Genomic DNA, 24750 nt, shown 5'->3' with positions numbered 1-24750 from the left:
GTGTCTCCGGCGATCAGACAGCTGCGCTGAGCTGGCGGATCTCTTCGTTGAGGATGCGGTGATTGTCCGAATAGTCGATGGCCAGGTCGATCAGGTGTACGCCGCCAGCGTCGAAAGCGCGCGTGAGTGTGGGCAGGAAGGCATCGGCGCTGTTGGGGCGATGGCCATGTGCACCATGGGCCTCGGCGAACTTCACGAAATCGGGATTGCCGAACACCATGCCGTAATCGGCATAGCCCATCTCGGCCTGCTTCCAGCGGATCATGCCGTAGGCATCGTCGCGCAGCAGCAGGATCACCAGGTCCAGCTTCAGCCGCACCGCGGTTTCCAGCTCCTGGGCATTCATCATGAAGCCGCCATCGCCACAGATGGCGAGCACCTTGCGCCGCGGGTAGACCATCTTGGCGGCCATGGCGGAGGGCAGGCCGGCGCCCATGGTGGCGAGCGCATTGTCGAGCAGGATGGTGTTGGGTTGGCGGGCACGGTAATAGCGCGCGTACCAGATCTTGTACATGCCGTTGTCCAGGCACAACACGCCATCGTCGGGCATGAAACGGCGGGTGTCATCCACCACGCGCACCGGATGCATGGGAAAGCGATCGTCGCGTGCGTGGTCGCCCAGCTGCAGCAGGAAGGCCTCGCGCACGCGATCAAAGAAGCCGAAGTCCCAATGATCCTGCGGCTGCAGCGCGTCGGTGAGACGCTCCACCGTATGGGCGATGTCCCCCACCACCTCGATCTGCGGGAAATACACCGCATCGACCTCGGCGCTGGAGAAATTGATGTGGATGACGGTGCGCCGCCCCTTGCGCATGAAGAACGGCGGCTTCTCCACCACGTCATGGCCGACGTTGATGATCACGTCCGCCGCATCGATGGCGCGGTGCACGAAGTCGCCATCGGAAAGCGCCGCGTTGCCCAGCCACAGCGGGTGATCCTCGTCGATCACGCCCTTGCCCATCTGGGTGGTGAAGAAGGGGATGCCCAGCTTGTCGACGAATGCGCGCAGCGCAACTGTGGTGCGCTGGCGGTTGGCGGCGGCGCCGATCATCAGGATGGGATGCCGGGCCTTGGTGATCGCTTCCCCGGCCTGCACCAGTGCGGCTTCATCGGGGGCGGGACGGCGCGCGTATTCGGTGGGCAGCAGGATGGCTTCCTCCACCGTGTCGCGGGCGATGTCCTCGGGTAGCTCGAGATGCACCGCGCCGGGGCGCTCCTCTTCCGCACGGCGGAACGCTTCGCGGATGCGCGCCGGAATGGTGGATGCGGAAACCAGTTGCCGCGTGTACTTGGTCAGCGGCTGCATCATGTCGACCACGTCGACCAGCTGGAACATGCCCTGCTTGTGTTCGCGTATGGGCTTCTGGCCGGTGATCATCAGCATCGGCATGGCGCCGAGCTGGGCATAGGCCGCGGCGGTCACCAGGTTGGTGGCGCCGGGTCCCAGCGTGGACAAGGCCACGCCTGCTTCGCCGGTGAGGCGACCCCAGGTGGCGGCCATGAAACCGGCGGCTTGTTCGTGGCGGGTGACGATCAGCCGGATCGACGATTCACGCAAGGCTTCGACCAGGTCCAGGTTCTCCTCGCCAGGCACGCCGAAGATGCTGTGCACGCCTTCGGCTTCCAATGCCTTCACGAACAGCGCTGCTGCCTTCATGCCGCGATCCTCGGGTTGAAGCGGCGAGCATGCGGTGCGGCGCGTTGACGGGGCGTGAGGCACGCCCTTGCCGGCTCGCGCAGGAGCGCACCCCGTGCGCGACCGGCGATACGTCGTTGCTGCAACGCAGACTTTTCGCGCACAGGGTGCGCCCCTACAGAGCGCGGTGCGGCCGTTATCGCTTCTTGGACTGTTCGCGCACAGGAGGCGCTGCCACGGAAAGCGGCAGTTCGCCATCGGCGAGGCGGGCGCGCAAGGGGGTGCCTTCGGCCACGTTCTGCGCCGAGCGCAGCACCTTGCCCTGGGCATCGAACAGGATCGCGTAGCCGCGATCCAGCGTGGCCAGCGGGCTGATGGCATGCAGGGCGCGGCCCGCCTGCTGCAGGGTGAGGCGGTCCCGCTCCAGTCTGCGTTCGATGGCCTGGCGCAGGCGCGGTGACATCTCGGCCAACTGTCGTTGCAGCAAGGCAAGCCGCTGTCGTGGATGCTGGGCCAGCAGGCGCGCGTGCACGCGCTCCAGTTGCATGCGACGCCAGCGTGCCTGTTCGCGCTGCGCGCCAAGCAGGCGCCGATGCAGGTTGGCCAGGCGTTCGTGGTCGCGGGTCAGGCGTGCCTGGGGACGCTGTGCCTGCAGGCGTGCGAACAGGTGGTCGACGCGCTGGATGCGCGATTGCAGTCGGCGCCGTTCCAGCGTCGCCAGTCGTTGCTGCAACTGGTGCAGGTGTCGTTGCAGTGCGTGCTTGTCGGGCACCAGCAGCTCGGCCGCGGCAGAGGGCGTGGGCGCACGCAGATCCGCCACGAAGTCGGCGATGCTGAAGTCGACCTCGTGGCCTACGGCGGACACCACCGGCACCGCGCTGGCGTGGATCGCGCGTGCGACCTGTTCGTCATTGAAGGCCCACAGGTCTTCCAGCGAACCGCCGCCGCGGGTGAGCAGCAGCACGTCATAGCGACCGCTGGCCGAAGCCCGGCGCAACATGTTGACGATGGCCGGCGGCGCCTCGCGGCCCTGTACCGGCACCGGCAGCACGTCCACTTCGGCCAGTGGCCAGCGCCGCGACATCACGCTGAGCACGTCACGCACGGCCGCGCCGGTGGCAGAGGTGATCACCCCGAGGCGCCGCGCGTACTGGGGCAGGGGGCGCTTGTGCGCGGGGTCGAACAGGCCCTCGGCGCCGAGCCGGGCCTTGAGCTGCTCGAACTCGCGCTGCAACGCGCCTTCGCCGGCCGGCTCCATATGCTCGGCCACCAGTTGGAACTCGCCGCGCGGTTCGTACAGCCCCACCCGGGCGCGCACCAGCACATGCGTGCCGTCCGCGGGCCGGAATTTGAGCCAGCCGCTCTTGGGGCGGAACATCGCACAGCGCACCTGGGCGCCGGCATCCTTGAGCGTGAAGTACAGATGGCCGGACGCCGGGCGGGCCACGTTGGACAGTTCGCCCTCGATCCAAATCAGCGGCAGTGCGTCCTCCAGCAAGTCGCGCACCAGCCGGTTGAGCGAGCTGGGCGTCAGGATCTGGCGTGAGGGCGGATGATCGTCGGACATCTGCATGGACTGTGCAGCCTATCACGGATCGCTTGGAGAACAATCGCTTGCCTGAACCTGTGCAAGCGCTTTCTCGCTTGTGCGAGGGTCAGTCCCCGGCCGCCAGACTGTCGCGCTGGCGACGCCGCCGGCTCAGCTGCCAGGCGCGGCCGGCAAGGTTGAGCGACAACCATACGGCGATGACCGCCAATGGCCAGCCCAGCACGGCGGGCCACCACACGCCGACCGCCGCCACCAGCAGCAGGACCAAGGCGCCGATCAGCAGCGGGCTGATCGAGGTGTCGCCCAGCACGCGCCGGTCGGTCAGCGCCGCACCCATGGTGTTGGCGATGCGCAAGGCACCCGCGGCGGTGCGACTGGAGCTGCCGCCCGCATGGCGTTGCCGCGGCGGCCGCGCGGTGCTGCTGCGCACCTGGTCGCTGTGCTGCCGCCAGCGGCGCGGGGCCAGCACGATTTCGGTGGCGTTGGCCAGGTCCTTCTCGTATTGCATGGCCAGCGCCGTGGCGAAACCGGCGTCCTCCACCGCCACGTCGATCTCGCGGTTGCTCAGCCAGCTGGCCACGTTGAGGTTGGACGAACCCACGCGTGCCCATTGGCCGTCCGCCACCGCGGTCTTGGCATGCAGCATCGAGCCATTCCACTCGAACACACGGATACCCGCCTTGAGCAGCGGCCGATAGCCCGAGCGGGACATGCCGGCGACCATGGGAATATCGCTGGTGCCGGGCACCAGCAGGCGTACGTCGACACCGTCGCGCGCCGCCGCGGCCAGCGCCTGCACGTAGGGCGCGACGCCGACGAAATAGGCATCGGTCAGCCACAGCGTGCGCCGTGCCATGGCGGCGATCAGCTGGTCGAGCCGGTACATGCCCGCGGTGGCGGGCTGGGTGGCGATGACGCGCAAGGCCACGTCGCCGGCGGGCGCCGCCTCGTCGATGTCCGGATGCAGTGGCGGCAACGGCGTGCCGATGCTGGACCAACTTTCGGCGAAGGCGTCTTCCAGTTCGGTCACGGCAGGGCCCCGCAAGGCCACGCCCGTGTCGCGCCATGGCGCCACGCCGTGCGAGGGATCGCCCAGCCATTTCTCGCTGATGCATACGCCGGACAGGAAACCCAGCTCGCCATCGACTACCAGCAGCTTGCGGTGGTCGCGACTGATCCAGCCGAACGGCTGGCCGAAGCGTGGCGGGTTGAACGCACGCACCTGGCCACCGGCCACCCTCAGGGGTGCCCAGAAACGATCGCCGGATTGACCGCGGCAGCCCAGCCAGTCGTAGACCACGGCCACCAGCACGCCGCGTTCGGCGCATTCCACCAGCGCCTTGAGGAAAGCCCGGCCGATGTCGTCGTCGCGAATGATGTAGTTTTCCAGCAGCACCCGATGGCGTGCACCGCGAATGGCCGCCAGCCAGGCATCGTAGTGGGCCGCGGCGTCGATCAGCAGTTCGGCAGCGTTGCCACCCAGCAAGGGGGCGCCGGCGGCGCGGCTGAGGGCCTGTGCGGCAAGCAGGCGGGCAGGCGCGGGGGCAAGCAGCATGGGGCTCATGGGGTCGAGTGTAGGACATGCATGCGGCGGTTCTTCAAGTCGTGTTCACTGCTACCGTGCGACCAATACGCGCCACTGTCCGACCGTGCCGTTCCCATGAACCTTCTGCCATGATCGCCCCATGTCGCCAGAGCAATGTCACACGGACACCGAGGGTTGCGCGCAGCACATCGCCGAACGTATCGGCCCTGACCTGCGCGTCGCCGCGCCATTGGGGCTGGGCAAGCCGCATGGCTTGCTCAATGCGTTGTACCGGCTGACGGTTGCGGACACTTCACGCTCGCTCTCGATCTACACGGCGCTTTCGCTGACCCGGCCACAGCCTGCACCGGGACTGGAAGCGCGTTTCCTCGGGCCCTTCGTGGCACGCCATTTCGGCGCCGACGCGGAAGACCTGCAATACGCCATCGACCAGGCGCGCAACGCGTTGCCGTCCAACGTGGCGGTGCACGAGTTCTACATGCAGTCCGGCGCGCTGCTGCATTCGGGCAGCGCGCAGCGCAACTACATCAGCCAGAACTACACGCACGTGGCGCGCGACCTGGCCGTGCAGGACATCAACGTGCTGGTGCAGCTGGTGGCACGGCGCGAGACGCCGGAGGGCGTGCGTTACAGCCTTTCGTGCAATCCCGACCTCACACTCGACTTCATCGACCAGGTGGTGCAGGCCGGCAAGGCGCGCCCGCTGTGCGTGGCGGTGGTGCACCCGGACCTGCCCTACGTGAGTGGCCATGCGGAGGTCGCGCAGGATTACTTCGACGTCGAGTTGCGCCCGGAAAGCCTGCCGCCGCTGTTTGCATTGCCGCGCCAGCCGGTGGACCTGGTCGAGTACGCGCTGGGCATGCACGCCAGTGCGCTGGTTCGCGATGGTGGCTGCCTGCAGATCGGCATCGGCGCGTTGTCCGATGCGCGCGTGCACGCCATGCGGTGGCGCCAGGAGGACAACACGCAGTGGCGGCGGGCGCTGGTGGCGCTGGATCCCCGCGGCGGTACCCACGCACTGGCCGCACGGCTCGGCGGCTTGGCGCCGTTCCGCAGCGGTCTGTACGGCGCCAGCGAAATGGTGATGGACGGCTTCATGCACCTGCAGCGTGCCGGCGTGCTCAAGCGGCGCGCGTGGGACAACATCGCGCTGGAACGCGCCGCTGCCAGCGGGCGCCTGTCGCCCGAGACGCCGGGCGGGCACTATCTGCGCGGTGCGTTCCTGCTGGGCTCGCGTGAACTCTACGACTGGGTCTCGCAGTTGGAGGCCGACGACCCCGATGCGCTGGACATGTGCCGCGTGTCCAACGTCAACCAGCTGTACGGCGACCACCAGGCGCTGGCCGTGCTGCAGCGCCGTGGCGCGCGTTTCTTCAACACCTGCATGATGGCCACCTTGCTCGGCTCGGCGGTATCGGACGGGCTGGAGAACGGCGAGGTGGTCAGTGGAGTGGGCGGGCAATACAACTTCGTCGCGATGGCGCACGAATTGCCCGACGGGCGCTCGGTGCTGCTGCTGCGCTCGACCCGACGGGGGCGCGCGGGAGTGGAGACCAACATCCGCTGGAACTACGGCCACACCACCATTCCGCGCCACCTGCGCGACATGTACGTTACCGAATACGGCGTGGCCGACCTGCGCGGCAAGACCGACAGCGAGTGCATCGAGGCGATGCTCTCGATCACCGACGCGCGCTTCATCGACGCGCTGTGCGCGGAGGCCAAGGCGCACGGCAAGCTGGCCCCGGATTTCCAGGTGCCTGAACGCTGGCGCAGCAATCGCCCGGAAACCCTGCACAACGCCCTGGCGTCATGGCAGGACAAGGGACTGCTGCCGCCGTTCCCGTTTGGCAGCGATTTCACCGCGGTGGAGCAGCGCCTGCTGCCGGCGCTCAACTGGCTGAAGGCCCGCAGCACCACGTGGCGCGGGAAGTGGCAGATCCTTCGCGCGACGCTGCACCCGGGCGCGCCGGTGGAGGGGGAGGCCGAGGCGATCGAGCGCATGGCATTGCAACGTCCGGCGGGCATGGGTGAGCGGGTGCTGCAGCGGCTGCTCGTCGCTGCCTTGCGCCGAACCTGATGCAGCGGTTCCGTCCGGGCATCATGCTGGCAGACCAGCCAAGAGGAGAACGCGACCATGCTTGAGGGAAGCTGCCACTGCGGCTGCATCGCCTTTGATGTCGAGGGCCAGCCCGTGGAAGCGTTCGAATGCAACTGCACGTACTGCAGTCGCAGGGGACTGTTGCTGTGGTTCGTGCCGCGGGACCAGTTCCACCTGCGCACCCCGGAGGAAGCGATGTCCAGCTACCGGTTCAACCGGCACGTCATCGATCACCGTTTCTGCCCCCAATGCGGCGTACAGGCCTTTGCGTTCGGGCAGGATTCCAAGACGGGCGGCGCCGTGGTGGCAGTCAACGTGCGCTGCCTGGAAGGAGTGGATCTGGCGGCCATCGAGCGCAAACCCTTCGATGGCCGCCATCGCCTGTGAAGCCCGGTGCCGGACTCAGTGCATCAGCAGCGACTGGCCAAGTTCGCGCAGGGCGGGCAGGTCGAGCACGTTCAGTCCATGACGATCCAGTGACACCAGTCCGCGCTGGCGGAAGCGGCCCAGCAGCCGGCTCACGGTTTCGGTGGTGAGGCGCAGGTGGTTGCCGATATCCGCACGCGACATCGGCAAGGGCAGGTAGTCGGCCGACAGGCCGAGCATGGCGCGACGGTCGCGCAGGTCGACGATGAAGGCGGCGAAGCGTTCCTCGGCAAGGTAGTTGCCGCCGCTCAGCTGCAGTCGCGAAATGCGCTGGCTGGCTGCCTGCATGAGATGCCAGGGCACTTCAGGCTGCTCGGCCGCGACCTGGCGCAGGGCGGCGAACGGGAAGCGGCAGAATTGCGTCTTGCCCAGCGCGACCACCGCGTTGTCGTGAAACTCGCGGTCGATCGCATCGAGCCCGATCATCTCGCCGGGAAGGTGGAAGGCCAGCACCTGCTCCCGCCCGGCGATATCCACCGCGACGGTCTTGGCCATGCCCGACTGCACCGCATAGATGGCGCGAAATGGCGACATGGGACGGTACAGGTATTCGCCGGTGCGCAGGGGGCCGATGCGTTCGGCGATATGGCGCAGGCCCGACAGTTCCGGGCGGTCGAAGCCGCCCGCCTGGCAGACCGCGGCATGACCGCAGCCGGCGCACGAGGGCGAGGGCGTCATGGCCCGGCACGTTTCCTGGCGATGATGTGTCGTGAGCATGTGCGTGAGGCCTCCTGGTCCTTGCCCGTTTCCGGCTTCCTATGATCCTCGTCCAAGTGTCTGGCGCGGCGGGGATGTGCGTTTTTGCCGCATAACGGCGCGGTGCCGGAGGGTTGCTAGGGCGTGCGAAGGCGTTCGGGTATCCTCTGCCCGTTGCCGCCGGTGGCGGCCCAACCCGTGCGACCCTTGCAGCCCATGAGCGACCATTCCCCGCGTCCCGCCCAGCCGTCAGCCCGCCGCCCCAGCGTGGGCGTGAAGATCGGCAAGATCACTGTCGGCGGGGGAGCACCCATCGTGGTGCAGTCGATGACCAATACGGATACCGAGGACCCGGCCAGCACCGCCAGGCAGATCGCCGAACTGGCCCGCGCCGGCTCGGAGCTGGTGCGCATCACGGTAAACCCGCCTGCCGCCGCGGCCGCGGTGCCGCGCATCCGCGAAAAGCTGGAGATGATGGGCGTGGACGTGCCGATCATCGGCGACTTCCACTACAACGGACACCAGTTGCTGGAGGCCGAGCCGGCCTGTGCCGAAGCACTGGCGAAGTACCGCATCAACCCCGGCAACGTGGGCTTCGGCAAGAAGAAGGACAGCCAGTTCGCCTCGATCATCGAGATGGCGCTGCGCTACGGCAAGCCGGTGCGCATCGGCGCCAATTGGGGTTCGCTGGACCAGAGCATGGTCGCCACCCTGATGGACGAAAACCACAAGCGCGCCGAGCCGTGGGACGCCTCCCACGTGGCGCGCGAGGCCTTGATCCGTTCCGCCCTCGACTCGGCCCATCGCGCCGAGGAAATCGGCCTGCCGCGTGACCGCATCATCCTTTCCTGCAAGGTGTCGGGCGTGCAGGAACTGATCGCGGTGTACCGCGATATCGCCGGTCGTTGCGATTACGCGCTGCACCTGGGCCTGACCGAAGCCGGCATGGGTTCCAAGGGCATCACCGCTTCGTCGGCGGCGCTTGCCGTGCTGCTGCAGGAAGGCGTGGGCGACACCATCCGCATCTCGCTGACCCCTGAGCCGGGAGCGTCGCGTACCGGCGAAGTCATCGTGGCGCAGGAACTGCTGCAGACCATGGGTCTGCGCGCGTTCACCCCGCTGGTGACTGCCTGCCCGGGTTGCGGCCGCACGACCAGTGAATTCTTCCAGGAACTGGCGCGCACCGTGCAGTCGCATGTGCGCGAGCAGATGCCGTTGTGGCGGGTGAAATACGACGGCGTGGAGAACCTCACGCTGGCGGTGATGGGCTGCGTGGTGAACGGGCCGGGCGAATCCAAGCACGCCAACATCGGCATTTCGCTGCCGGGCAATGGCGAGGCGCCGTCGGCACCGGTGTTCATCGACGGCGAGAAGGCCATGACGCTGCGTGGCGACAACATCGCCAACGAGTTCATCGGCATCCTCGACAACTACGTGGCCACCAAGTACGCCAGCCGCGGCGGCTGATCCAGGCCATGACCGCGCGGCCGGACGAAGCGCAGATCCTCAATGCCTGGCTGGCCAACGCCGGGCCGTGGGAGCGGGCCGTCCGCGAGGGCCGCATCGAAAGCCGCCAGCTGGTCACCGACCGCGCCATCGTCGAGGCGGTGCTCGCCCGGGCGCCGCGCCGGGTGATTGACCTGGGGTGTGGCGAAGGCTGGTTGGCCCACGCCCTGGCGGCCAAAGGTATCGAGGTGATCGGCGTCGACGCGGTGCCTGCGCTGATCGACGCGGCTAGCGTGCAGGGTGGCGATTTCCGCGTGATTTCCTACGAGCAGATTGCTGCGGGCGCCCTGCGCGAGCAGGCGGACGTGGTGGTGTGCAATTTCTCCCTGCTGGGCGATGCCTCGGTCTCCGGCCTGCTGGCGGCGGTGCCGGGGCTGCTCGCACCGGGAGGCGTACTGCTGGTGCAGACTCTGCATCCCCTGGCGGTGGCGACCGACGAGCCGTACAGCGACGGCTGGCGCCAAGGTTCGTGGATCGGCTGCGGCGACGGCTTCGGACAGCCCGCTCCCTGGTATTTCCGTACGCTGGGCAGCTGGCTGGCGGCCTTCGCCACGGCGGGCCTGCAGCTGCATTCCCTGGCCGAGCCCGTGCATCCCCACACAGGCCGGCCCGCGTCCGTTATCTTCATGGCGGGGGCAAGCTAGGGGAGCGGGGCATGAACAGGCATCGTGCGGTCGCGTTTCGCGCCATCGTGCAGATCGGGCCCAGGCACTGGGCCGTGGCTCTGCCGTTCGATCCGGTAAGCCAGTGGTCCACACCCGCGCGGCCGCTGTGGAAATGCGGCCACGGACATCGTGTGCGCGGCAGCCTCAATGGGCAGAGCTTCAAGGGCTCGGTGGTGGAACGCGCAGGCGCGTTCTGGTTGTTGTTGGAAGAGTCGCTCACGGCTGCCATGGGCGTCAGCATCGGACAGTCGGTGGACGTGTTGATCGAGCCGGAAGACGCCTGACGGGAAGGGTGTGACAAAGAGCCGCCTTTCCCGTCGCGATACGGGTATGCTCCGTCCGTTCCCCGCAGGGTGGGAGTTCGGCGGAGAGTGGGGAGCAGGGGGCTTGGTGAGGCTGAAGCCGCAAATTCGCATCGTCTTGATCTACGTGTTGCTCGCGTGGCTGTGGGTGTTCTTTTCCGATCGCCTGCTGTTCTCTTTCAACTACGACAAGCACACGCTGAGCATGCTGCACTCGGCCAAGGGCGGCTTCTTCGTGCTGTGCACGGGCATCCTGCTGTACTGGATGATCGATCGCGCGATGAAGCGCATGGATCGCCTCAATCACCTGCTGCTCACCGGTAACGAGCAGTCGCTGCGTGCCCTGGTGTCGGCCATGGACGTGCGCCACAAGGAAACTCGCGACCATTCCGAGCGCGTGATGCGCATGACCGTAGCGCTGGCGCGTCGCGCGGGGCTCGATGGCGATGCGTTGCGCCACGTGCGTTTCGGCGCGTTGCTGCACGACATCGGCAAGCTGGCGCTGCCCGACGCGATCCTGATCAAGCCCGGCCCGCTGACGCCCGAGGAGGTCACCGTGATGCGTACGCATCCTATCCTGGGCCGGGACCTGCTGATGCGTACTGCCTTCTTGCGTCCGGCGGTCGATATTCCCTACGCACACCACGAACGCTGGGATGGCACCGGCTACCCTCGGGGCCTGCGTGGCGAGGAGATTCCACTGGCCGCGCGCCTGTTCAGCGTGGTGGACGTGTGGGACGCCTTGAGTTTCCCGCGCGTCTACAAGCCCGCATGGCCCGAGCAGGAGGTGCTCGACTACCTGCGCAACGCGGCAGGCAGCCAGCTCGATCCGCAGATCGTGGCGTTGTTCCTGGAGCATTACGACGAGCTGAAGGCCATCGGCATGGACGAACTGTCGCCGGATTGAGCGCCTCCGGCTTCTGCGCTGGCACCCTGGCAGGTTAGGCTGTACCCGGTCCAGCAGGAATCGGAAGCCTATGTACGTCTTGCTCGATTACGTCGCCTTCGGCTTGTTGGGCCTGTTGCCCATTGCCAACCCGCTCACCAGCGCCACCGTCCTGTTGGCCCTCACCGGTCGCTATCCCGAGGCGGAACGAAACCGCCAGATCAATCGCGCCACGCTGTACGTGGTGATCGTGCTGCTCATCTGTTTCTACGCCGGCAATGCGGTGATCGGCGGCTTTGGCATCTCCATCCCCGGCCTGCGCGTGGCCGGCGGCCTGATCGTGGCCTTCATCGGCTTCGGCATGCTGTTTCCGCCAGCGCGTGCAGCAGAGGACGAAGTTCAGGCCGAGATGGCCTCGCATGAATCCAGCGCGAAGCTGAAGGACATCGCCTTCATTCCGCTCACCATGCCGTGCACCACCGGCCCGGGCACGATCGCCTTCATCATCAGCGCGGGCTCGTCGATTCCCGGCGGCAAGCTCACCATGATGGTGCACCTGGTGGTGGCGGTCACCACGCTGCTGTTCGCGCTGGTGTTCTGGCTGTGCCTGCGCGGCGCCACCAAGATCATGCGCTTTCTCGGCGAGACCGGCATCGATGCGTTGTCCCGCGTGATGGGTTTCCTGCTGGTGTGCATCGGCGTGCAGTTCGTCATCAACGGCGTGTACGACCTGCTGCTGGGTTGGGGACTGGTCGCCGTTTCCTGACAATCGGTCCCGCGTCTTGCTTCGCCGCGTTGGCGGCCAGCGCCGCCGCTCACTCGCCGCCTGAGGCTTGCAACTGGGCCAGCGCGGAGAACGGCGCCCAGCTTCCCGGCTGCCCGGGCAGCTGGCTGAGCTGGGCGATCGTGCGCAGGAACTGGGCGCGTGGGTATTCCACCGCGCCCAGCTGCAGCAGGTGGGGGTTGGTGACCTGGGCATCGATCAGCGGAAAGTCCCAGCCACGCAGCACCTGGGCCAGCGCCACCAGCGCGGCGCGTGAGCCGCCGCTTTCGCGGCTGAACATCGACTCGCCACAGAACAGCCGCCCCACCGCGATGCCGTAGATGCCGCCGACCAGGCTGTCGCCGTCCCAGACTTCTGCGCTGTGCGCATGCCCGAGCCGGTGCAGATGCTCATAGGCGTCGATCATCGCCGGCACGATCCAGGTGCCGGCCTGTCCCGGGCGCGGCGCGGCGCAGGCTTCCACCACCTCGCGGAATGCCTGGTCGAGGGTGATCCGCCAGGACACCTCGCCGAGGCGGCGGCGCAGGTTGCGATTCACCCGCAGGGACGCCGTGTGGAACACGCAGCGGGGATCGGGCGACCACCACAGCAGCGGCTCATCCTCGTTGAACCAGGGAAAGATGCCCTGCGCATAGGCGGCCAGCAGCCGGCGAGGCGAAAGATCGCCGCCGAAGGCCAGCAGGCCGTTCGGCTCGTCCAGCGCCTTGCGCGGATCGGGAAAGTGCTCCGGCTTGGCCGAATCGAGCAGGGGCAATCGGATCATCGCGGCATTCGAGGAGGGCGACAGACCAGGGTGGCCATAAGACACATGCTACCGGCATGCCGGCGTGATTAGCATGCTCCACCCTTGTCGACCTTGCGGATAACCATGCGTCGCTTTGCGCTATCCCTCTCGTGGCTGGCCCTGGCGCCTGCTTTTGCAACGGCCAGCCAGGCCGACCGGCCACCGACGGCGCGCATCGATGCCGACGTGCAAGCGGTGCTGCAACGAACCGCAACGCCCGGCGCGGTGATCGCCGTGTACCGGGACGGCAAGCTGATCTATGGCCATGCCTATGGCTACCGGGACCGGGAGCGTCGGCTGCCGGCGACCATGGACACCTGGTACGAGATCGGCTCCATCACCAAGCAGTTCACCGCCGCGGCGATCCTGCAACTGCAGGAGGCCGGCAAGCTGGATATCGACAAGCCGTTGTCCACCTGGTTGCCGACCGCGCCGCATGCCACGGAGGTGACGCTGCGGCAGCTGCTGTCGCATACCAGCGGCCTGCCCGAATACCTGGATGGTCCCGACGTGGAGCAGTTCGCCACGCGGCCGGCCACCTTCGACCAGCTGATGGCGCGCATCAAGGACAAGCCGCTCGATTTCAAGCCGGGCAGCCGCTGGTCCTATTCCAACACCGGCTACGCGCTGCTGGGACGGGTGATCGAGGTGGTTTCCGGCGAGGATTACCGGCACTACGTGCGCATACACCTGCTCGATCCGGCCGGCATCTCGCACACGCATGGCGTGGCCGATGAAGAGCGGCTTTCGCCCATGGCCGTGGGCTACCGCCATGAGGGCGGCAAGCTGGAACGGGCCCCGACCATTCATGACTCGGTAGGCGGCGCCGCCGGCTACCTGGTGTCGACGGTGGCGGATCTCGAACGCTGGAACGAGGCGCTAGTCAGTGGCCGCATCGTCACGCCCGCTGACTACGCCATGATGATCACCTCGGTACAGACCACCGGCAGCGGCAGCGCCGACTACGGCCTGGGCCTGTTCGTGGACGAGATGGAAGGGCAGCCGCGCGTCGGCCACACCGGAGGCTCGCTGGGCTTCACCACGGCCAACGAATACTTCCCCCGCCAGCGCGTGCGGATCATTGCCTTCACCAACAACGGCGATAATCCCGAGCCTGGTGAGATGCTCACCTCGGCCATCTTCGATGATCTGTATCCCGCCGTTGCCGCCGCTGCGCGCGCGCCGGCCGCGGGCGAGGACACCGAGGCCACGGCCGCGGCGCGCGCCTTGTTCGTGCAGATGCAGCAGGGCAAGGAAGATGCCTCACGTTTCGGCGGGCATCTCGGCGCCAAATTGAATGCCGGCCTGTCGGCGCGGCTGGCCGACAAGCTCGCACCGTTCGGCGAACCCACCGCGTTCGTGTTCAAGGGCCAGCGTGACCAGGACGGCGTGCACTGGAACGACTACCTGATCGCATTCGGTCCGGGCAGCCTGCTGAAGTTCGCGTTTGGCCTGGATGCGAACGGCAAGGTCGTCAGCATCTCGTACGGCTGAGTCGCCGAAAGATGCATCAGAGCGATGCGACGTGTTGCTTGTGGCGCAGGGGATCGGCCGAAGCCACGTGCTCGATCGGTATCACATGGCCAATGCGGTAGCTGATGGTCACGCCGTGCGAGCTGAATTCCTGGGTGTCCACGCGCGAGGCCGTATCCACGTCGATCTCGAGATGGTTCGGCGACAGCCAGCGCACTGTGGGCGGCTGGTTGCCGTCGTCTTCATCGTCGCCGTTGTCCACCGGTTCGTAGACGAATACCGTGGCGTCTGAGCCGAGCAGGCCGGCGCCCTTGAGCTTCACATGCACGAAGTTGAGCGTGCCATTGGCGGTACACGATTCGCCGCGAACCTCCACGGCATACTTCGATGGACCACCGGCGACCATCGATGCGTCGCTGGAGCAGGCGTACTCGTGCCACGCATACCGTCCGGTGGCCGCGACGGCGAGCACGGCAAGTGCGATGAATGCCACCGCCACCAGGGCGGGCCAGACGCTGAGTCGCTTCGTGTTCATTGGGTCCACGCCCCCACGCGAAAACTTGAGCCAGTCCCCTGATTGCCTGCCACAACCGACCGCGCCCTCGATACGGTCAGCCTGAAGCGATCGTGCACTTCGAATATGTCACTGCGCCGACAGTGGCAAGGCGGTTGCCAACTTAGGACGTCAGGCAGTCAAGGCAGCGTGAAGCGTGCCTAGGTAGTGGGTGCGTGCCTGGCGTATGGACTGTGGGTCTCAAGATCCTGCGCGTAGTCGTCCATCGCTTCGGCCTCGCGCAGCAAGGCGGTGCGAACGGCCTCGCGGAAGCCGGTGTTCACCAGGTAATGGCGTGAATGCGTGCGCACCGGCAGGAAGCCGCGGGCCAGTTTGTGTTCGCCCTGGGCTCCCGGCTCGAACCGCTGCAAGCCGCAACGGATCGCGTGCTCGATGCCCTGGTAGTAGCAGAGCTCGAAGTGCAGGCCCGGCACGTCGACCTCGGCGCCCCAATAGCGCCCGTAAAGCGCTTGCCCGCTTTGCAGGAACATCGCCATGGCGACGATCCGGTCGCCGTGACGGGCCAGTGCCAGCTGCGTGGCATCGCCAAGCGTCTCACCGATGCCGAGAAACAAGTCGCGGGTCAGGGCGGCGTGATTGCCCTTGGCGTCGAACGTGGATTCGTACAGTGCGTGGATGCGCAGCCAGTCTTTGGAGGCCAGTTCGCGCCCGCTGCGCCATTCCACCGACAACCCGCTGGCCGCCACATGGGCGCGTTCCTGGCGAATGTTCTTCCGCTTCTTGTGATTGAGCGTGCCGAGGAACTGGGCGAAGTCGGCGTAGCCAGGGTTGCGCCAGTGAAACTGCACGTCGGAGCGTGCCAGCCAGTGCAGATCGAACGCTGGCAGTTCGTCGTCGCGCAGGAAGTTGGCGTGCACCGACGACAGGTTCATGCGCTCCGCGAAACCGCGCATGGCGGTCAGCAGCGCCTGCTGGAGGGGCAGCACACCGGCCCCGGCCCCGGCCAACAGGCGCGGCCCCGGCACGGGGGAGTAGGGCACCGCGTTGAGCAGTTTCGGGTAATAGTCGCCGCCCGCGCGCTCCCACGCGCTGGCCCAGCTCCAGTCGAACACGAACTCGCCGTGCGAATTGCCCTTCAGGTAGAGCGGCGCGGCGGCCAGCAGCCGGTCGTGTTCGTACAGGCCCAGGTGGTGGGCCTGCCAGCCCCAGTCGGGGCGAATGCAGCCGGTGCGCTCCAGCAGGGACAGGAAGGCGTGCGAGACGAACGGATTGTCGTCAGGACGCAAGGCATCCCACGCCGGGGCGGGGATGCTGTCGATGCGGTCGTGGAAACGGGCTTCGATCACGTCTCAATCAAGGCGGGGAGGCCGCATCGGACATCGATGCGGCCTGTTCGGCGCAGGCTTCAGCTCGCCGGGCCCTGCTGGTCCAGCCAGCGCTCGGCGTCCAGCGCGGCCATGCAGCCGAAGCCGGCCGAGGTGATCGCCTGGCGGTACACATGGTCGGCCACGTCGCCGGCGGCGAACACGCCCGGCACCGAGGTCATGGTGGCCATGCCGCTCAGGCCGCTGCGGATCTTGATATAGCCGTCGTGCATGTCCAACTGGCCGTCGAAGATGCCGGTGTTCGGCGTATGGCCGATGGCCACGAAGAAGCCGGTGGCCGGGATGTCGCGCGTCTCGCCGGTGTTGATGTCCTTGACGCGCACGCCGGTCACGCCGCTGTTGTCGCCCAGCACTTCGTCGACGGTGTGGTTCCACACCAGCTCGATCTTGCCGGCCGCGGCCTTGTCGAACAGCTTGTCCTGCATGATCTTCTCGGCGCGCAGCTTGTCGCGGCGATGCACCAGGGTGACCTTGCTGCAGATGTTCGAAAGGTACAGTGCCTCTTCGACCGCGGTGTTGCCGCCGCCGATCACCACCACTTCCTGCTCGCGGAAGAAGAAGCCGTCGCAGGTGGCGCAGGCCGACACGCCCTTGCCCTTGAAATGCTCTTCGCTGGCGATGCCCAGGTACTTGGCGGTGGCGCCGGTGGAGATGATCAGCGCGTCGCAGGTGTACTCGCCCGAGTCGCCCTTGAGGCGAAACGGACGCTGCTTGAGATCGACGCTGTGGATGTGGTCGAACACCATGCTCGTCTCGAAGCGCTCGGCATGCTGCGCCATGCGCTGCATCAGCTCCGGTCCCTGCACGCCCTTGTCGTCGCCCGGCCAGTTGTCCACCTCGGTGGTGGTCATCAGCTGGCCACCCTGCTGCAAGCCGGTGATCAGCGTCGGCTTGAGGTTGGCGCGGGCAGCGTAGACGGCGGCGGTGTAACCGGCGGGGCCGCTGCCCAGGATCAGCAGGCGGCTGTGCTTGGTGGCAGTGTTCATGCGTTCCTTCTGTCCGCCTCGCGGGCGGATATCTGCTTGGGTCGGGTTGAAGATGGGGGCGATCCAACCGTCGGGGTGGGAGACGCTCCGGCGAATGGTAAGTGGGCGAGCCCCCATGATGGGGGCGAACCCCCGGGATTTCATCGGGGCGCCCGTATCCCCTTGAGTTTACTTGCCCCCGGCGCACAACTGGAGTCTGGCTGGCCGGGGCAGGGTGCCTGAAGCGGCAGGCCTGCCCCGTGATCCCGGCGGGCAGCCAGGCGTTGCGGCGCCCGCGCAAGCCGCGGCCACGTCACGAATATGCGGCCTGTCATCTCGCAGACCTCGTCGATGACGAACTCTGCCGTTATCCTTGCCCTGCGTGACGCGCGCAGGCCGAGGGCCGGCGCAGGTTGCGCGGGGGCATCGATGTCGACGGCGGCGGGCTGGTTCATCCAGCGCTCAAGGTCATGATCTAAGGTCTTGCCTGCCGATACGGCGGATGTAACGCGGGATGGCTGCCAACAGGTGGCTGGCCCCTGGCACGAGAACGGGAAAAGGACCACGGTGGCGCGTAGCGCGAACGTCAAGAAGGAAAAGCAGCGCGAGGGCCTCAGCGAAGAGCTGAAGCGTCGCCTGCGCGAGGCTGGCGCATTGCTGGTGCTGCCATTGGCCCTGTATCTGCTGGTCTGCCTGTTCAGTTACAACGACCAGGACCCGAGCTGGGGCCATGTGGGCACGGTGGAACATGCGCGGAATTTCGGCGGCTCGATCGGCGCGAACATCGCCAACGTGCTGCGCTACATCTTTGGCCTGGTCTCCTATTTCTTCCCGCTGCTGCTGTTGCTGCTGGGCGTGCAGGTGCTGCGCCATCGCGGCGAGCGCACCGTGCAGCCGTGGGAGCCGTCGCTGCGCCTGATCGGCTCGGTGTTCTTCTTCATCACCTTGCCGGCGCTGCTGTACCTCAATTTCCATGACGAGCCGATCCTGCCGCAGGGCGTGGGCGGCATCATCGGCATGTGGGTGGGCCGCGGCCTGCTGCATGCGCTGGGCGACAAGGGCGCACCGCTGCTGCTGCTGGCGCTGTTCCTGGTGGCGGTAACGCTGGCCACCGGCTTGTCCTGGTTCCGCGTGATGGACGTGACCGGGCAGGGCGTGCTGCGCCTGGCCGGCTGGTTCGGCGGCAAGCTGCGCGAGGCGCCGGAAGTGATGGCTGCCCGCCAGGCCCGTGCCGAGCGCGACGTGGTCAAGAAGACCGAGGCCGTGAAACAGGCCAGGCGCGAGCCCGTGCGCATCGAGACGGCACCGGCGCCGGTGGTCAAGAGCGAGCGCGCCAAGCTCGAGACGCAGATTCCGTTGTTCACTGGCGCTTCCGCGCCGGGCGAGCTGCCGCCGCTGTCGTTGCTGGACGAAGCGCCGGAGCAGGGGCCGGGCTATTCGGAGGAGACGCTGGAGGTCCTGTCCCGCCAGGTCGAGCTCAAGCTGAAGGATTTCCGCATCGAGGCCAAGGTGGTCGGCGTCTATCCGGGCCCGGTGATCACCCGCTTCGAGCTGGAGCCCGCCGCCGGCGTGCGTGGTTCGCAGGTATCCAGCTTGGACAAGGACATTGCGCGTGGCCTGTCGGTGGTCAGCGTGCGCGTGGTCGACGTGATCCCCGGCAAGAACGTGATCGGCCTGGAGATCCCCAACGCCAAGAAGCAGATCGTCTACCTCTCGGAGATCCTGCGCTCCGACCGCTACGACGCCATGAAGTCGCCGCTGGCGCTGGCGCTGGGCAAGGACATTGCCGGCCGCCCGGTGGTGGCCGACCTGGCCAAGATGCCGCACCTGCTGGTGGCCGGTACCACCGGCTCGGGCAAGTCGGTGGCGGTGAACGCCATGGTGTTGAGCCTGCTGTACAAGGCCAGCGCCAAGGACGTGCGCATGATCATGATCGACCCGAAGATGCTGGAGCTTTCGGTCTACGAAGGCATTCCGCACCTGCTGGCGCCGGTCGTCACCGACATGAAGGAAGCCGCCAACGCGCTGCGCTGGTGCGTGGCCGAAATGGAGCGCCGCTACAAGCTGATGGCTGCGGTGGGCGTGCGCAACCTGGCCGGCTTCAACAAGAAGGTGAAGGACGCCGAGAACGCCGGCCAGCCGCTGCTGGACCCGCTGTTCCGCCCGAACCCCGAAATGCCGAACCTGGCGGCCGAGCCGCTGGAACCGCTGCCGTACATCGTGATCATCATCGACGAGTTCGCCGACATGATGATGATCGTCGGCAAGAAGGTCGAAGAACTGATCGCCCGCCTGGCGCAGAAGGCGCGCGCCGCCGGCGTGCACCTGGTGCTGGCCACGCAGCGTCCGTCGGTGGACGTGATCACCGGCCTGATCAAGGCCAATATCCCCACCCGCATCGCCTTCCAGGTGTCGAGCAAGATCGACTCGCGCACGATTCTTGATCAGTCCGGCGCGGAGGCCCTGCTGGGCCACGGTGACATGCTGTACCTGCCGCCGGGCACCGCCACGCCCGAGCGCGTGCACGGCGCCTTCGTGGACGACCACGAGGTGCACGGCGTGGTGAACTGGCTGAAGTCGCAGGGCGCTCCGCAGTACATCGAGGGCGTGCTGGAGGAAGTGCAGGCCACCAGCGACGGCAAGTTCATCAACGATTCCGGCCTGCCGCAGGAAGGCGAGGAGGGCGGCGACGCCGACGCACAGCTGTACGACAAGGCCGTGCGCATCGTCACCGAGACCCGGCGCGCCTCGATCTCGGGCGTGCAGCGCCACCTGCGCATCGGCTACAACCGCGCCGCACGCCTGATCGAGCAGATGGAGCAGGATGGCGTGGTCAGCGCCCCGCAGCACAACGGCAACCGTGAGGTGCTGGCGCCCCCGCCGCCGAAGAATTGAGGCCGGGTAGGTGCGCCACCTGGTTCCCCCGCACGGTCATCCCAGCGAAAGCTGGGATCCCGTGACTTGAGCTTCGCCGCACGTTCGGGCAACGCGTCACCGGGCTTCCGCCCTTGCCTCTTTGGAGAGCGCTGGAGTAACGAGCCCCAGGGTCTTGCCGTTAAGCCTCATCGCTCCACAATTCACCTCATCGCCGCACCGCCAAGGCACCCATGAAACGTTTCCTGCTACTCGCCACCGCTGCTGTCGCGCTCTCGCTGGGTGGTCTCGCCCAGGCCGCGACCGGCCCGGCCCGCGCCCGCCTCGACGCCTTCACCACCGGGTTGCATTCGCTGACCGGCAAGTTCTCCCAGACCATCCGCGACCCCAATGGCGACCCGGGCAAGCCCAGTTCGGGCACCATCGCGCTGGAAGCGCCGCGCCAGTTCCGCTGGGAGACGCTGGCACCGTCCAAGCAGACCATCGTGGCCGACGGCAGCCGCGTATGGCTGTACGACCCGGACCTGCAGCAGGTGACGGTGCGCGTGCAGAGCGCCGAGGAATCGCACAGCCCGCTGACGGTGCTTACGGACGTCAAGCAGATGGACAAGGACTTCAACGTCGCCGAGCAGGGCGAGCACGATGGCCTGGTCTGGCTGCGCCTGACCTCCAAGGCCAAGGACCCGCAGTTCAATTACGCCGACCTCGGCTTCGACGCCAACGGCCTGGCCCGCATGATGTTCAGTGACCAGCTCGGCGCGGTGACCGACATCCGCTTCTCCGGCTGGCAGCGCAACGTCGACATCCCGTCGTCCACCTTCAACTTCGTGCCGCCGCAGGGCGCCGACGTGATCGGCGACCTGCCGGTGATCCAGACCCAGCCGATCAAGAACTGAGCACGGCGGTGCTGCGCCAGCTGCCCCGTTGGGCCTGGATAGGTGGGGGGCTGCTGGCCTTCATCGCCGGCAGCATCAATACGGTGGGCTACCTGTGCTTCCGGCACCAGCCGATCACCCACCTCACCGGCACCAGCACCGAGTTGGGCATTGCACTGGCGCAGCTCGATGCTGGCGAGATCCTGCATTGGGGCGCGGCGATCGCGTCGTTTCTCGCCGGTGCCGTGCTCAGCGGCTACATCGTGCAGCAGCGCACCCTGCAGCTGGGGCGCCGCTACGGTGTGGTGCTGATGCTGGAATCGCTGCTGCTGTTTGCCGCCACGCCCCTGATCCACGGTGGTCACGACGCCGGCCTGTACCTGGCCTCGGCCGCCTGCGGCCTGCAGAACGCGATGGTCAGCACGTACAGCGGCGCCACCTTTCGTACCACGCACCTGTCGGGCATGTTCACCGACCTGGGCATCTACCTGGGGCAGCGCCTGCGCGGGCTGGAGGTGGATATGCTGCGCATCCACGTGTGCCTGCTGGTGATCAGCTGCTTCATCGTCGGTGCCGCTGCCGGTGCGGTGGGTTTCGTGGCCTGGCAGGAACGCGTGCTGCTGGTGCCCGCCACCCTCACGGGCGTGGTCGGGCAGGGTTACGCCATCTATCGGTATCGCCACCTGACCTGAGTAGCGGTCAGCTGGCGGCGACCACGCGGTTGCGTCCATTGCGCTTGGCGGCGTACAGCGCGTCGTCGGCACGCGACAGCCACTGCGCCAGCGTTTCGTCGGGCCGCGAGGCCGCCACGCCCACGCTGGCGGTGACCTGGATGGGCTGTCCTTCATGCACCACTGGATGCGCGGCAAGCGCGGCGCGCATGCGTTCGGCGACGGCAACGCCCTCGCCAAGGCCGCCATTGGGCAGGCACACCACCAGTTCCTCGCCGCCGTAACGGCCGATCAGGTCGCCATCGCGGCTGCGTGCGCGGATGATCTGGCCGGCCACGCGCAGCACCGCGTCGCCGGCCAGGTGCCCGTAGGTGTCATTGATTTGCTTGAAATGGTCCAGGTCGAGCAGCGCCATGCAGGCTTCGCCGTTGCGGGCCTGCTCGCGCACCTGCTCGGCCAGTTCCAGGAAGCGGCGGCGGTTGTAGACGCCGGTCAGTGCGTCAGTGCTCGCCAGTTCGTCCAGTCGCCGGTTGGCGTCGACCAGGTCGCGTGTGCGTGCATCGATCTGCTGCTGCAGCTGGCGCGCGCGGCGAGTGAGGTAGAGCGTGCGCAGCTGGATCACGCCGGCCAGCAGCAGCAACAGCACCACGATGCCGCCGACCAGGGCCGCGCGGGTCTCGTACCAGCGTGGCTCGGCGGTGATGTTGATGGCTGTTTCCACCGAGCGCGGCTGCAGGCCCGGCGTGCTGGCGCGCAAGCGCAGCACATACTCGCCATGCGGGAGGTTGGCATACAGCGCCGTGGGCGGCGTGCCTTGCGGGATGTCGATCCAGCCTTCGTCGTAATCCTCCAGGCGATAGCTGTAGCTGGTTTCGGCGGGCGACTGGTAGTCGAGCAACGCGAAGTCCACCCGCAGCCGGCGGTTGTTGGGACCCAGGCGCAGCGTTTCGCCGGAGCGCGGCAGCTTGCCGAACGGCAGGGGCTGGCTGTTCACCGAGGCATAGGTGATGGCCAGCGGAATGTCGTTCTGTTCCGGCGGGCGCCATTCCGGGCGCACCACAGTGAGGCCGCCGAGGCCGCCGAACAGCAGCTCGCCATCCGGCGCACGCGCGGCCGCGGCATAGACGTAGCTGGCGATGTGCAGGCCATCGCGCCGGCTCAGGTTGTGTATCGCATGTGTGTTGCCGTCCACCAGCGCGATGCCGTTGGGCAGGCTGGCCCAGGCGTTGCTCTGGTCGTCGGCCTGCACGGCGTTGATGTTGTCGCTGCTCAGGCCCTGCGCCACGCCCAGCGTCTCGAAACGGTAGGGCTCGCTGGCCGACCGTTGCTGCAGCAGGGCCAGTCCGCCATAGGTGCCCACCCACACGCCGCCCTGCGGATCAACCGCCAGCGAGGTCACCAGGTTGTTCGGCAGGCTGGACGTATTGCCGGCTTGCTTGAGCAGGTTGGTGTAGTCGCCGGCCTGGGTGCTGTTGGAGGCGATGCTGATGCCGCGCCCGGTGAGGTACCACACGTCGTCGCCGACGCGGGCGATCTGGCGAACGGTATCGCTGGTGAGGCTGTGCGGGTTGTTGGCATCGTGCTCGATATGGGTGAGCACGCGCTTGCGCAGGTCGTAGCGGTAGGCGCCATCGTAGGTGGCGATCAGCAGCTGCCCGTCGTCCGCCAGCAGGTGCAGCACGGGCTTGTCTTCGAGCCCGGGCACCATGGAATCCTGGATGGCGTAGTTGCCCGGCGATATCCGCGCCAGCCCCTGCGTGCCCACCCAGATAGCGCCGTCCGGAGTCTCGGCAAAGGCCTGCACATCGCGGCCGGCCTGGTTGCCGCCCAGCTGGAGGTGGCGGATGGTGCCGCGATCGAGCTCGATCACATCGATCCCGCCAGCGTTCATGCCCAGCCATACGCGACCATGGGTATCGACGAAAATGCCGCGCACATTGGGGCTGGACAGCGACACATCCGAACGGCTGGAAGGCAGCACGGCAAAGGCGCTGCGTGCCTCCGGCGCGTAGCGGGCAACGCCCAGGTCGGTGGCGACCCAGATGTTGCCGGCATGGTCCTGCATCAACGCGCGCACTGAATCGCCCGGAAGCGAGGAGGGCACGGCCGTGTCGTAGGAGACCTGCCGGGGCGGGCCGTCGCCCGGTGCGTACACTTCCACGCCACTGCCATCGGTGCCCAGCCAGAGCGTGTCCTGGTCGAGTTCGAGAATGTCGCGCACGGTGGAGCGTCGGCGGTGGTCGGCGCGATAACCGCTGAAGCCCGGCACCGCATGCCAGTTGCCGTCGCTGTCGCGATACACCGCGCCGGCCTGGGTGCTGCCCACCCACAGCCGCCCTTCGCGATCCTCGCGCAGGGCCCAGATACCGTCGGCCAGCACCGTGTCGATGTCGCCGCCGGGATGCCGCGGGCGCACGAACTGCGTGCTGCCGGCATAGCGCACGAACAATCCGGCGTTGTTGCCCAGCCACAGATTGCCGGCACGATCCTGCAGCACGCTGAAATTGCGCGGCGAGGTGTCGGTGCCCGTCGGCACGGGCGTGATGCGCCCGGTGCGCGGGTCCAGGTAGTCGAGCCCGTGGTCGGTGGCGATCCACGCGCCGTTGCCGCCATCGCCGGCCAGTCCGTAGATCTTGCGGTCGGAGGTGCCGCCCTTGCCGACCGGGTAGTTGTGGAAATGGTTGTCCTGCGGATTGAAGCGGCTCAGGCCGCCGGCATTGGTGCCTACCAGCAGGCTGCCGTCGGGCAGGGCCAGCAGGCTGCGCACATAGCCGTCCTCGAGCCCGCCCCGGGCGCCGGGCCCGGAGGTGAACACCAGCACGCGATACCCGTCGTAGCGCACCAGCCCGCCCATGGTGCCGATCCACACCAGCCCGCGCTCGTCCTGCGCCAGCGCGGTGGTGATCGAGTGGGGCAGGCCATCGTTGACGCCCAGCCGGTCGAACCAGGGTTGGTCGAACGGGGCCCAGGGGTCGGCGGCATGGGCCACCGCTGCCGGCAGCAGCACGGTCAGCAGCACCGCCAAGACCCGGAGCAACGCGCTCCGGCGAGGGCCTCCTTGCCAGCGTCGGAGCCTCACAGGTGCCAGCCACCGCGAGGTTGGGCCTGGACG

At 67.4% G+C, this 24750-nt stretch carries 20 protein-coding genes; 11 read left to right on the top strand and 9 right to left on the bottom strand.

From position 1 onward, the window contains the following. Positions 1 to 13: 13 nt before the first annotated feature. From DVU99_RS17300 to DVU99_RS17290, 3 genes are all read right to left on the bottom strand, one after another. Positions 14 to 1657, bottom strand: coding sequence for an acetolactate synthase large subunit (locus tag DVU99_RS17300; RefSeq protein WP_114241482.1), 1644 nt, complete (start codon positions 1655 to 1657; stop codon positions 14 to 16). Between the two features lie 175 nt (positions 1658 to 1832). Then, complete coding sequence (gene xseA / locus DVU99_RS17295; RefSeq protein ID WP_114241481.1) at positions 1833 to 3209, bottom strand: exodeoxyribonuclease VII large subunit; 1377 nt, start codon at positions 3207 to 3209, stop codon at positions 1833 to 1835. 82 nt (positions 3210 to 3291) lie between these two features. Further along, positions 3292 to 4749: a phosphatidylserine/phosphatidylglycerophosphate/cardiolipin synthase family protein gene (locus DVU99_RS17290; RefSeq protein WP_114241480.1), complete on the bottom strand. Its 1458-nt coding sequence runs from the start codon at positions 4747 to 4749 to the stop codon at positions 3292 to 3294. Positions 4750 to 4870: 121 nt separating this feature from the next. On the opposite strand from DVU99_RS17290, the gene DVU99_RS17285 reads away from it, so the two are divergent. Both DVU99_RS17285 and DVU99_RS17280 read left to right on the top strand, forming a co-directional pair. Then, on the top strand, positions 4871 to 6811 hold the full coding sequence (locus tag DVU99_RS17285; protein ID WP_114241479.1) for an acetyl-CoA hydrolase/transferase C-terminal domain-containing protein: 1941 nt from the start codon (positions 4871 to 4873) through the stop codon (positions 6809 to 6811). 57 nt (positions 6812 to 6868) lie between these two features. Further along, positions 6869 to 7219: a GFA family protein gene (locus DVU99_RS17280; protein ID WP_114241478.1), complete on the top strand. Its 351-nt coding sequence runs from the start codon at positions 6869 to 6871 to the stop codon at positions 7217 to 7219. 15 nt (positions 7220 to 7234) lie between these two features. On the opposite strand, the gene DVU99_RS17275 is transcribed toward DVU99_RS17280, so the two are convergent. Beyond that, positions 7235 to 7936, bottom strand: coding sequence for a helix-turn-helix domain-containing protein (locus DVU99_RS17275; RefSeq protein ID WP_198670367.1), 702 nt, complete (start codon positions 7934 to 7936; stop codon positions 7235 to 7237). Positions 7937 to 8170: 234 nt separating this feature from the next. Between DVU99_RS17275 and ispG the strand changes: the two genes are divergently transcribed. The 5 genes from ispG (at position 8171) to DVU99_RS17250 (ending at position 12079) form a co-directional block, all read left to right on the top strand. Beyond that, on the top strand, positions 8171 to 9421 hold the full coding sequence (gene ispG, locus DVU99_RS17270; RefSeq protein WP_114241476.1) for a flavodoxin-dependent (E)-4-hydroxy-3-methylbut-2-enyl-diphosphate synthase: 1251 nt from the start codon (positions 8171 to 8173) through the stop codon (positions 9419 to 9421). Positions 9422 to 9429: 8 nt separating this feature from the next. After that, positions 9430 to 10104: a bifunctional 2-polyprenyl-6-hydroxyphenol methylase/3-demethylubiquinol 3-O-methyltransferase UbiG gene (locus tag DVU99_RS17265; RefSeq protein ID WP_114241475.1), complete on the top strand. Its 675-nt coding sequence runs from the start codon at positions 9430 to 9432 to the stop codon at positions 10102 to 10104. Between the two features lie 11 nt (positions 10105 to 10115). Continuing rightward, positions 10116 to 10409: a DUF1905 domain-containing protein gene (locus tag DVU99_RS17260; protein ID WP_114241474.1), complete on the top strand. Its 294-nt coding sequence runs from the start codon at positions 10116 to 10118 to the stop codon at positions 10407 to 10409. 106 nt (positions 10410 to 10515) lie between these two features. Then, positions 10516 to 11334 (top strand): HD-GYP domain-containing protein, encoded by an 819-nt coding sequence (locus tag DVU99_RS17255; RefSeq protein ID WP_198670366.1) that lies wholly within the window; start codon positions 10516 to 10518, stop codon positions 11332 to 11334. A 70-nt stretch (positions 11335 to 11404) separates the two neighbouring features. Beyond that, the gene (locus DVU99_RS17250) at positions 11405 to 12079 is read left to right on the top strand and encodes a MarC family NAAT transporter (protein ID WP_114241472.1); all 675 of its coding nucleotides are present in this window, start codon (positions 11405 to 11407) and stop codon (positions 12077 to 12079) included. Between the two features lie 49 nt (positions 12080 to 12128). Here DVU99_RS17250 and aat read toward each other — a convergent pair whose 3' ends face one another. Further along, entirely contained in the window at positions 12129 to 12860 is a 732-nt protein-coding gene (aat, locus tag DVU99_RS17245; protein ID WP_114241471.1) for a leucyl/phenylalanyl-tRNA--protein transferase, read from the bottom strand. A gap of 105 nt (positions 12861 to 12965) precedes the next feature. Here aat and DVU99_RS17240 point away from each other — a divergent pair, with 105 nt between their 5' ends. Beyond that, on the top strand, positions 12966 to 14375 hold the full coding sequence (locus DVU99_RS17240; protein ID WP_114241470.1) for a serine hydrolase: 1410 nt from the start codon (positions 12966 to 12968) through the stop codon (positions 14373 to 14375). 16 nt (positions 14376 to 14391) lie between these two features. Here DVU99_RS17240 and DVU99_RS17235 read toward each other — a convergent pair whose 3' ends face one another. The 3 genes from DVU99_RS17235 to trxB form a co-directional block, all read right to left on the bottom strand. After that, positions 14392 to 14889 carry a hypothetical protein gene (locus DVU99_RS17235; RefSeq protein ID WP_114241469.1) on the bottom strand — a complete coding sequence of 166 codons (498 nt, stop codon included), beginning with the start codon at positions 14887 to 14889 and terminating at the stop codon, positions 14392 to 14394. Positions 14890 to 15068: 179 nt separating this feature from the next. Beyond that, positions 15069 to 16214 carry a GNAT family N-acetyltransferase gene (locus tag DVU99_RS17230; RefSeq protein WP_114241468.1) on the bottom strand — a complete coding sequence of 382 codons (1146 nt, stop codon included), beginning with the start codon at positions 16212 to 16214 and terminating at the stop codon, positions 15069 to 15071. Between the two features lie 59 nt (positions 16215 to 16273). Then, a complete protein-coding gene (trxB, locus tag DVU99_RS17225; RefSeq protein ID WP_114241467.1) occupies positions 16274 to 17239 on the bottom strand; it encodes a thioredoxin-disulfide reductase in 966 nt (321 codons plus the stop codon). Positions 17240 to 17785: 546 nt separating this feature from the next. Here trxB and DVU99_RS17220 point away from each other — a divergent pair. The 3 genes from DVU99_RS17220 to DVU99_RS17210 all read left to right on the top strand — a co-directional run bounded on the left by DVU99_RS17220 (position 17786) and on the right by DVU99_RS17210 (position 21659). Beyond that, the gene (locus DVU99_RS17220) at positions 17786 to 20113 is read left to right on the top strand and encodes a DNA translocase FtsK (protein ID WP_114241466.1); all 2328 of its coding nucleotides are present in this window, start codon (positions 17786 to 17788) and stop codon (positions 20111 to 20113) included. A gap of 212 nt (positions 20114 to 20325) precedes the next feature. Further along, on the top strand, positions 20326 to 20988 hold the full coding sequence (lolA, locus tag DVU99_RS17215) for an outer membrane lipoprotein chaperone LolA (protein ID WP_114241465.1): 663 nt from the start codon (positions 20326 to 20328) through the stop codon (positions 20986 to 20988). 8 nt (positions 20989 to 20996) lie between these two features. Continuing rightward, on the top strand, positions 20997 to 21659 hold the full coding sequence (locus DVU99_RS17210) for a YoaK family protein (RefSeq protein WP_114241464.1): 663 nt from the start codon (positions 20997 to 20999) through the stop codon (positions 21657 to 21659). Between the two features lie 7 nt (positions 21660 to 21666). On the opposite strand, the gene DVU99_RS17205 is transcribed toward DVU99_RS17210, so the two are convergent. Continuing rightward, positions 21667 to 24675 carry a ligand-binding sensor domain-containing diguanylate cyclase gene (locus DVU99_RS17205; protein WP_232823642.1) on the bottom strand — a complete coding sequence of 1003 codons (3009 nt, stop codon included), beginning with the start codon at positions 24673 to 24675 and terminating at the stop codon, positions 21667 to 21669. Positions 24676 to 24750 lie beyond the last annotated feature (75 nt).

It is taken from the genome of Dyella sp. C9 (genome assembly GCF_003332825.1).
Classification (GTDB): Bacteria; Pseudomonadota; Gammaproteobacteria; order Xanthomonadales; family Rhodanobacteraceae; genus Dyella.
Note: the sequence above shows the minus strand (reverse complement) of the source record. Positions and strands in the feature narration are given on the sequence as shown.

Bases quoted from the DNA above. Each gene is read 5' to 3' on its own strand.
- DVU99_RS17300 (WP_114241482.1), bottom strand. From the start codon at position 1,657: ATGAAGGCAGCAGCGCTGTTCGTGAAGGCATTGGAAGCCGAAGGCGTG.
- xseA (WP_114241481.1), bottom strand. From the start codon at position 3,209: ATGCAGATGTCCGACGATCATCCGCCCTCACGCCAGATCCTGACGCCC.
- DVU99_RS17290 (WP_114241480.1), bottom strand. From the start codon at position 4,749: ATGAGCCCCATGCTGCTTGCCCCCGCGCCTGCCCGCCTGCTTGCCGCA.
- DVU99_RS17285 (WP_114241479.1), top strand. From the start codon at position 4,871: ATGTCGCCAGAGCAATGTCACACGGACACCGAGGGTTGCGCGCAGCAC.
- DVU99_RS17280 (WP_114241478.1), top strand. From the start codon at position 6,869: ATGCTTGAGGGAAGCTGCCACTGCGGCTGCATCGCCTTTGATGTCGAG.
- DVU99_RS17275 (WP_198670367.1), bottom strand. From the start codon at position 7,936: ATGACGCCCTCGCCCTCGTGCGCCGGCTGCGGTCATGCCGCGGTCTGC.
- ispG (WP_114241476.1), top strand. From the start codon at position 8,171: ATGAGCGACCATTCCCCGCGTCCCGCCCAGCCGTCAGCCCGCCGCCCC.
- DVU99_RS17265 (WP_114241475.1), top strand. From the start codon at position 9,430: ATGACCGCGCGGCCGGACGAAGCGCAGATCCTCAATGCCTGGCTGGCC.
- DVU99_RS17260 (WP_114241474.1), top strand. From the start codon at position 10,116: ATGAACAGGCATCGTGCGGTCGCGTTTCGCGCCATCGTGCAGATCGGG.
- DVU99_RS17250 (WP_114241472.1), top strand. From the start codon at position 11,405: ATGTACGTCTTGCTCGATTACGTCGCCTTCGGCTTGTTGGGCCTGTTG.
- aat (WP_114241471.1), bottom strand. From the start codon at position 12,860: ATGATCCGATTGCCCCTGCTCGATTCGGCCAAGCCGGAGCACTTTCCC.
- DVU99_RS17240 (WP_114241470.1), top strand. From the start codon at position 12,966: ATGCGTCGCTTTGCGCTATCCCTCTCGTGGCTGGCCCTGGCGCCTGCT.
- DVU99_RS17235 (WP_114241469.1), bottom strand. From the start codon at position 14,889: ATGAACACGAAGCGACTCAGCGTCTGGCCCGCCCTGGTGGCGGTGGCA.
- trxB (WP_114241467.1), bottom strand. From the start codon at position 17,239: ATGAACACTGCCACCAAGCACAGCCGCCTGCTGATCCTGGGCAGCGGC.
- lolA (WP_114241465.1), top strand. From the start codon at position 20,326: ATGAAACGTTTCCTGCTACTCGCCACCGCTGCTGTCGCGCTCTCGCTG.